Genomic DNA, 7,415 nt, shown 5'->3' on the forward strand with positions numbered 1-7,415 from the left:
ATGGCGTTCAGCCACCGCGCCGCAGACAGCCGCGGCCGGGGTCCGAGAGTTTTTCGTAAGAGAAGAAGGAATTTCGATCGTGCGTTATGTTTATGGCATCACTTCGGCCTTGCTGGCGAGTGGCACTGCGCTGGCGCTGGTCACCCAGTCCCCCGTCGGCGCGCAGGTCGCGCAGAATGAAAAGAGCGAAATCGCCAAGGTCGTGCCGCGTTCGGGCGCACCCGAAAGCTTCGCCGATCTCGTCGAGCAGCTCCAGCCTGCGGTCGTCAACATCTCGACCAAGCAGGAAGTCACGCTCGGCGTCCGGCTGAACCCCTTTGCCGGGACGCGTGAACCGATCACGCAGGAACAGCAGGGCGGCGGCTCGGGCTTCCTGATCTCGGCCGACGGTTACATCGTCACCAACAACCACGTCATTTCGGGTGGTCCACGCGGCGAGGCTGTCAATCAGGTCACCGTGACGCTGACCAACCAGAAGGAATATAAGGCGACGATCGTCGGCCGCGACGTCGCGTCCGACCTCGCTTTGCTCAAGATCGACGCGACCGGCTTGCCGTTCGTCAAATTCGCCGACAGCAGCAGGGCGCGTGTTGGCGACTGGGTGATCGCGATCGGCAACCCCCTCGGCCTCGGTTCGACGGTGACGGCAGGCATTATCTCGGCGGTTCAGCGCAATATCGGCTCTGGCGGCGCCTATGACCGCTATATTCAGACCGATACCGCGATCAACCGTGGCAACTCGGGTGGTCCGCTGTTCGACTTGCAAGGCAATGTCGTCGGCATCAACAACATGCTGATCTCGCCCGTCGGCGCGAACATCGGCGTCAACTTCGCTATCCCTGCCGATGCGGCGATTCCGGTGATCAATTCGCTGCGTTCGGGCGCGAAGATCGAGCGCGGCTATCTCGGCATCGGCATTGCGCCGGTCGACGAAGATCTGGCCGCAGCGCTCGGCCTGCCCAAGGATCGCGGCGAGTTCATCCAGCGTATCGAACCCGCACAGGCCGGCGAAAAGGCCGGGCTGAAGCGCGGCGACGTGGTGACCAAGGTGAATGGCAAAGAAGTCACGCCGCAGCAGACTTTGTCGTACATTGTTTCGAACACCAAGCCCGGCACGCGCATTCCGCTCGAGATCATTCGCGATGGCAAGCCGATGACGATTCAGGCGCTCGTTGGTACCCGTCCGCCCGAAGATCAGCTGGCCGGCACGAATTTCGATCCCGAGGAAGAACAGGCGGTCCCCGAGGATCCGACGGGTGCTGCCGACAAGGCGATCCAGGAAGAACTCGGCCTGTCGGTGCAGGTGGTGACGCCCGACATCGCGCGCGCGGTCGGCGTTGACGCCGGAACCAAGGGGCTTGTCGTCGGCGCCGCTTCGGCAAACAGCGACGCAGGCCGCAAGGGTCTGCGCCGCGGCGACGTAATCGTCAGCGTGAACCGGACCCCGGTCGCGACTAGCGAGGCGCTCGCAAAGGCCGTCGCCGATGCGAAGAAAGCGGGCCGCGACGCGGTGTTGCTCGAAATCCTGCGCCGCGGTGGTCCGTCGGGTTTTGTCGCGATACGCGTGAAATAGGCTTCGGCTTTATGCTCGACAAAAGGGGCGCCGCGACCTTCGGGTCCGGCGCCCTTTTTGTTTGCGCCCGGCGCCTCATGTTCATACTATGTTCCCATAATAACGAGTCGGGAGAAAGATGATGATTGGCTATGTGACGCTCGGAACGACGGATTTGGCGAAAGCGGCGGAATTCTACGACGCGATTGCCGCCGAACTGGACACACCGCGCATGATGGAATTCGATGGCTTCATCGCGTGGGGCAAGCCGGACGGCGGTGCGGGCATCGGCCTCACCCGGCCGTTCGACGGCAATGTCGCCAGCGTCGGCAACGGCGTGATGGTCGCGCTGCAGGCGAAAGACAAGGAACAGGTTCACCGCCTCTATGACATCGCGCTCGCGCATGGCGGCACGTGCGAAGGCCCTCCCGGGCCGCGTAGCGAGAGTTTTTATGCAGGCTATTTCCGCGACCCCGACGGCAACAAGCTCAACGCCTTCATCATGGGGTGAATAGGGTTGTTGGGGCTGTGAGCTTTGAATGCAGACCCTGCCTCTCCTTCTTCGTCACCGCGGGCTCGACCCGGGATCCACGGCGGCGCTGAAGCCATGGACTCCAGATCAAGTCCGGGGTGACGACGTTGGGGATATCCTCCCTGTCCCGAAGCGAGGGGGGATAGCGCAAAGCGCTGAAGGAAGGGCCTGTGGCGTGAGGTCACAGCCTCCACTACCGCCTCGCAGAGTGCAGGGCTGGATTTCCCGGCAATCTGGTCAGGTCCCGGGGGCAGAGCGACCTCAGCACTCCCCCTACCCACGGCTGCGCCGCAGAGAGGGTATAATGTCCGCAACCACCGGCTGCGCGCCTACGCCTCCCGCAACAAAGGCCAGCGTCCGACCCATTTTTTCGATCGCAATCGCTCGTCATAAATGCTGCGCTTCATTTCGACGAAATTGGTCGTCGGACGCAACACCAAGCCGAAAAGATCACCGAGGCCCAGGGGTGCCGCGACTTCGCAAAGCTCGTCACCATGGCGCCGGGCCGCAACGGCGGTCGCTGTCTCGGGCCAATGGCGCATCGCATCGACCGTTGACACATAAGGCGGATCGACATTGCGGCTGTGCATTCGTGCCTGATTTTTGACCGACCACATGACCGATGGCTCGCTTTCCGCCAAGCGGGCTTCATGCAGCCGGTCCAATGCTGGGTCGGTTTGATCGGAATCAAACCAGATCACATCGACATCGCCCTGTGGCGGCGATGGCGGACGCCCGTGCAGATGATCCCAAACCGCGTTTCTGATGAAGCCCGCTCCGATCCAGCCATCGGGCAGATCGAGCGTGGCAACCACCCCAAGGAGATGCCAGCGGCGTCGGTCGGCGCGCAGGATGGAAATGATCTCGGCGTCGGCTGCGCTCATCCGCCAGAAGATAGCGCGACTAGCTGCGGCTGGATATGGCCACAGCTTGGTGAACGCTTCAAACCGGGTAGGCGCATTTCGTGTGAAGTTCGCTGGTTTTCTCCCGCTTTCGGATTTCGTCCTGTGTACCGGTTTGCCGATTGCCTGCGATCACCCGCCGCTCTAACCTCAAGGCCTGATTACCAAGTGGAGGATTGCGAGTGAGCGACGTCAGCACGGCAAGCGAAATCTATATCGGCCTGGGCGGCGGCGGAGCAGCCGATGGCCCGCGGCAATCGCTCGTGCTCAAACGCGCGAACCGCCACGGGCTGATCGCGGGTGCGACCGGCACCGGCAAGACGGTGACCTTGCAGGGTCTCGCCGAGGGGTTTTCGGCGGTCGGCGTCCCGGTCTTCGTCGCCGATGTGAAGGGTGACCTTGCCGGCATGGCGATGGCGGGCAGCCCGACCTCGAAGATGCACGAGATTTTCGCCGCGCGCGCGGCCGAGATCGGCGACAGCGAATGGGCGTATCGCGACAATCCGGTGATCTTCTGGGACCTGTTCGGCGAACAGGGGCATCCCGTTCGCACCACCATTTCCGAAATGGGGCCGCTGTTGCTCGCGCGGCTGATGGGGCTCAACGAAGTGCAGGAAGGCGTGCTCGCGATCGCCTTTCGCGTCGCCGACGAGCAGAATCTGCTCTTGCTCGACCTCGGCGACCTGCAGGCGATGCTCGCCTGGTGCGCCTCGAACGCCGATGAGCTCACGATCAAATATGGCAATGTATCGAAAGCCACGGTCGGCACGATCCAGCGCCAGTTGCTGACGCTCGAAAGCCAGGGCGGCGCGAATTTCTTCGGAGAACCCGCGCTCGACATTCAGGACATGATCCGCTGCGACGAGAATGGGCGCGGCTATGTAAATATCCTCGCCGCCGACAAGCTGATGGCGAGCCCCAAACTCTACGCGACCTTCCTGCTCTGGTTGCTCAGCGAGATGTTCGAGACGCTTCCCGAGGTCGGCGACCCCGACAAGCCGAAGCTCGTCTTCTTCTTCGACGAGGCGCATTTGCTGTTCGACGACGCGCCGCCCGCGCTCGCCGAAAAGATCGAACAGGTCGTGCGCCTGATCCGCTCGAAAGGCGTCGGCGTCTATTTCGTGACGCAGAATCCGATCGACATTCCCGAAGATGTCGCGGGCCAGCTCGGCAACCGCGTCCAGCATGCCTTGCGTGCTTTTACCCCGCGCGACCAGAAAGCGGTGAAGGCCGCCGCCGACACCTTCCGCCCGAATCCGAAGGTCGATGTCGCGCGCGAGATTACCGAGCTCAAGGTCGGCGAGGCGCTGGTGTCGTTGCTGATGGCCGATGGCGCCCCGTCGCCGGTCGAACGCACTTTGATCAAGCCACCCTGCTCGCGTGCGGGCCCGATCGACGCCAAGGAGCGCGCCATCATCAAGTCGATCTCGCCGGTCGAGGGCAAATATGACACCGCCGTAAACCGCGAAAGCGCCGAAGAGTTGCTCGCCGCCAAGGCCGAGCAGGCGCAGGCCGCCGCCGTCGAAGCCAAGGCGCAGGTCGAGGCCGACAAGCAGGCCGCGGTCGCCGCAAAGGAAGAGGCCAAGCGTAAGGTCGCCGAAGAGAAGGAGCGGCTGCGGCTGGAAACAGCGGCGGCGCGCGAGGCGGCCAAGCCGTCGATGACCGAAAAACTGGTCCAGTCGGCGGCGCGGTCGGCGGCGACAAGCCTCGGCCGGCAGGTCGCGGGCAAGTTCGGCGGCCAGTTGATGCGCGGTATATTGGGCAGCCTGTTCAAATGAGCGAAGCCGATGCCGCGGCGATGGAGGCGAGCCTGCTCGCCGTCGCCGACGCCGGCATCGACATCCGCCACGCGCTGTTCGAGCGTTTCTTTGCGGCCTATCCCGACCGTCGCGCTGCCTTCCTCGTCGTCGATGCCTCGTCGCGGCGGATGACCGACGAGACGCTGCAGATGATGTTCGGGCTGGCGAAGGGCGAAAGCTGGGTCTGGCCGCTGGTCGCCGAACTCGTCCACACCCATCGGACCTATGGCCCGCTGCCGATCGCCGAATATGACGCCTTTATCGACATGACGGTCGTTGAACTGGGCACCGCGGCCGGGACGACTTGGAGCGACGACTGTGCCGCGGCGTGGCAGCGCCGCGCCGACGAACTGAAAGCGATGATCCGCCGCGCCCGTGCCGAATGGCAGGCAGCTTTGCCCGATCCGGCGACCGCGACCTGATCGGTTGCCTTTTGCCACTCGACTCGCGGTGCGAGTTGCGGCAGCTTCGTGGCCAATGACAAAACCGATATTGCCTGGAGAGGTAGCCGCCGCCGTCGTCGACCCTGTCGCATACGGCCAATGGGATCCGCTGCACGCGCAGCTTGCGTGGGCGCGTGCCAACGCGCCGCTGGCGGTCGCCGAGAATCACGATCACGACCCCTTCTGGCTGGTGACGCGCCACGCCGACATCATGGCGATCAGCCGCGATCCGCAGCGATTCGCGAACGGCATCCGCCCGACGGTGCTGACCAACCGCGACGGCGAGGCGCTGGCGCGCGCCGCGACCCCGAACAATGACGGCCATCTGATCCGGTCGCTGGTCCAGATGGATGCGCCCGACCATATGAAATACCGGCTGCTGACGCAGAGCTGGTTCATGCCCAAGAATTTGAAGATCGTCGAAGAGCGAATCCGGCAGATCGCGCGCGAGACGGTCGATCATATGCTCGATCAGGGCGGGACATGCGATTTCGCGCGCGATGTCGCGGCGCATTATCCGCTGCGCGTGATCATGGATATATTGGGGGTGCCGCCCGAAGACGAGCCGCGCATGCTGATGCTGACGCAGCAGCTGTTCGGCCCGACCGACCCCGAACTCAACCGCAGCCGCGAGGCGATCACCAGCGCCGAACAGGCGATCGCGATGCTCGATTATGTCATCGCCGATTTCACCCAATATTTCGGCGCGCTCACCGCCGACCGCCGCGCCAACCCGCGCGAGGACATTGCGACGGTGATCGCCAATGCGACGATCAACGGCGAGCAGATCCCCGACCGCGAAATGTCGGGCTATTATATGATCGTCGCGACCGCGGGGCATGACACCACCAGCGCGTCGACTGCGGGCGCGATGATGGAGCTGGCGAAGAATCCGGCACTGTTCGAACGCTTCCGCGATGCGGGCAGCGACAAGGCGGGGCTGATCGAAGAAGCGATTCGCTGGACGACGCCGGTCCAGCATTTCATGCGCAGCGCAAAGGAAGACGTCGAAATCGGCGGGCAGACGATCCGCGCGGGCGACTGGCTGATGCTCAACTATGTCTCGGGCAACCGCGACGAGGCGGTGTTCGGCGATCCCTTCGCCTTTGACCCCGACCGCGAGAAGAATCAGCAGATCGCCTTCGGCTTCGGCGCGCATGTCTGCCTCGGCCAGCATCTCGCGCGCATGGAGATGCGCATCCTGATGGAGGAATTGCTGCCGCGGTTGAAAACTATCGAGCTTGCGGGCGAACCGGCACGCGTCGAATCGGTCTTCGTCGGCGGATTGAAGCGCCTGCCGATCCGCTTCGAGGCGAGCTGAGCCGATTCCCGAGCGCGCGCATCACTGCATCCTGCAGTGATGGAACAAAATTCCTCTCAGCCGCGTTCTACGCCGGCTGTAAAAGGAGTTTGCGATGATTCTCTGGAAAAAGGCTGCGGTCTCATTCGCCGCGATATCGATGGTCGTTTCGCCGGTGGCCGTTTCGGCTGCGCCTGCGCTGGACGGCGCCCGCGCCGCATCGGTTGTCGATGGCCAGAATGAACTCGAAGGAGCGAACTGGTTACCGATCCTGTTGGCGCTCGCGATCATCGCTGGCGGCGTCTGGCTGGCGGTCGATGGCGACGACGATCCGGTAAGCCCGTAAAATTCGCTAGGCCTTCTCGGCCGGAAAGAATTTTGCGACGACTTCGCTCGCCAGCCGCGCGGGGCGCAGCGTTTCGGCGTCGATGCAGCACCAGCTCGACTTGACCTCGGCAAGGACGTCCTCGCCGCGCTTGATGATCGTTTCGTAGAAGGCGCGCGCGCCCTGGACCTTTTCGAGGATGACGGTCGCGATGACCTGATCGTCGAGGAAGGCGGGGCGGCGATAGGTGATCTCGTGCTTCAGCGCGACCCACAGATGCGCCGCGACCGCGTCGGGCGGCGCGATATGGCGCCAGTGCGCGAGAACGGCCTCCTGCACCCAGCTGAGATAGTGGGCGTTGTTCACATGCCCCATGAAATCGATCTGGTCTGAGCCAACGGCGATGGCATGGTCGTGCGGAAGGGAAGCGGCGGTCATATCGTTTACACTAGTGTCAACTATATGTGACGGGAAGATGAATTTTCATCGTCGAAGAGATGCGGCACCGGCCCGCTCCCCCTCCCGGCCTCCCCAACGATAGTAGCCTGTGGGAGGCCGGGAG

At 63.5% G+C, this 7,415-nt stretch carries 8 protein-coding genes; 6 read left to right on the top strand and 2 right to left on the bottom strand.

Translation table 11 applies throughout. The features are described 5' to 3' along the window. The first annotated feature begins 79 nt into the window (after window positions 1–79). Together AC07NV_RS09005 and AC07NV_RS09010 are read left to right on the top strand one after the other, a co-directional pair. Entirely contained in the window at window positions 80–1,573 is a 1,494-nt protein-coding gene (locus tag AC07NV_RS09005) for a trypsin-like peptidase domain-containing protein (protein WP_495165974.1), read from the top strand. A gap of 121 nt (window positions 1,574–1,694) precedes the next feature. Further along, window positions 1,695–2,063 carry a VOC family protein gene (locus tag AC07NV_RS09010; RefSeq protein ID WP_495166018.1) on the top strand — a complete coding sequence of 123 codons (369 nt, stop codon included), beginning with the start codon at window positions 1,695–1,697 and terminating at the stop codon, window positions 2,061–2,063. Window positions 2,064–2,413: 350 nt separating this feature from the next. On the opposite strand, the gene AC07NV_RS09015 is transcribed toward AC07NV_RS09010, so the two are convergent. Continuing rightward, a complete protein-coding gene (locus AC07NV_RS09015; protein ID WP_495165975.1) occupies window positions 2,414–2,968 on the bottom strand; it encodes a nucleotidyltransferase family protein in 555 nt (184 codons plus the stop codon). Between the two features lie 200 nt (window positions 2,969–3,168). Here AC07NV_RS09015 and AC07NV_RS09020 point away from each other — a divergent pair, with 200 nt between their 5' ends. From AC07NV_RS09020 to AC07NV_RS09035, 4 genes are all read left to right on the top strand, one after another. Next, window positions 3,169–4,764, top strand: coding sequence for a helicase HerA-like domain-containing protein (locus AC07NV_RS09020; protein ID WP_495165976.1), 1,596 nt, complete (start codon window positions 3,169–3,171; stop codon window positions 4,762–4,764). Beyond that, window positions 4,761–5,207, top strand: coding sequence for a globin family protein (locus tag AC07NV_RS09025; RefSeq protein WP_495165977.1), 447 nt, complete (start codon window positions 4,761–4,763; stop codon window positions 5,205–5,207). Before AC07NV_RS09020 ends, AC07NV_RS09025 begins: the two co-directional genes overlap by 4 nt. A gap of 55 nt (window positions 5,208–5,262) precedes the next feature. Beyond that, the gene (locus AC07NV_RS09030) at window positions 5,263–6,549 is read left to right on the top strand and encodes a cytochrome P450 (RefSeq protein ID WP_495165978.1); all 1,287 of its coding nucleotides are present in this window, start codon (window positions 5,263–5,265) and stop codon (window positions 6,547–6,549) included. Between the two features lie 94 nt (window positions 6,550–6,643). Then, the gene (locus tag AC07NV_RS09035; protein WP_495165979.1) at window positions 6,644–6,874 is read left to right on the top strand and encodes a hypothetical protein; all 231 of its coding nucleotides are present in this window, start codon (window positions 6,644–6,646) and stop codon (window positions 6,872–6,874) included. 6 nt (window positions 6,875–6,880) lie between these two features. Here AC07NV_RS09035 and AC07NV_RS09040 read toward each other — a convergent pair whose 3' ends face one another. Further along, window positions 6,881–7,291 (bottom strand): acyl-CoA thioesterase, encoded by a 411-nt coding sequence (locus AC07NV_RS09040; protein WP_495165980.1) that lies wholly within the window; start codon window positions 7,289–7,291, stop codon window positions 6,881–6,883. Between the last annotated feature and the right edge of the window lie 124 nt (window positions 7,292–7,415).

The organism is Sphingopyxis sp. GW821-FHT10B01 (assembly GCF_059415685.1).